1 protein-coding gene is annotated in these 230 nt (G+C 37.4%); it reads left to right on the top strand.

Going from position 1 to position 230, the window contains the following annotated elements; genetic code table 11:
* Positions 1-35: 35 nt before the first annotated feature.
* A partial coding sequence (locus FVA95_RS33615) for a class I tRNA ligase family protein (protein WP_149667026.1) occupies positions 36-230 on the top strand: 195 nt, incomplete at its 3' end.

Genomic DNA, 230 nt, shown 5'->3' with positions numbered 1-230 from the left:
ATTATGAAGCGCTAAGGAGTCTTTTAGGAGGAACGATGAAAACCTACGAAAATTTAACCACATATAATCCTGGTGAAATAGAAGGCAAATGGTATTCTTATTGGGAAAATCAAGGATACTTTCACGAAGAAGTAGACACGAATAAAGAGCCATTTAGTATCGTATTACCACCTCCTAATGTAACTGGTATGTTGCATATGGGGCATGCCCTTGATAACACATTACAAGAC

It is taken from the genome of Pseudonocardia sp. EV170527-09, assembly GCF_008369905.1.
Classification (GTDB): domain Bacteria; phylum Actinomycetota; class Actinomycetes; order Mycobacteriales; family Pseudonocardiaceae; genus Pseudonocardia.
The sequence above is the reverse complement of the archived record's forward strand: the minus strand, read 5'-3'. Positions and strand labels throughout refer to the sequence as shown.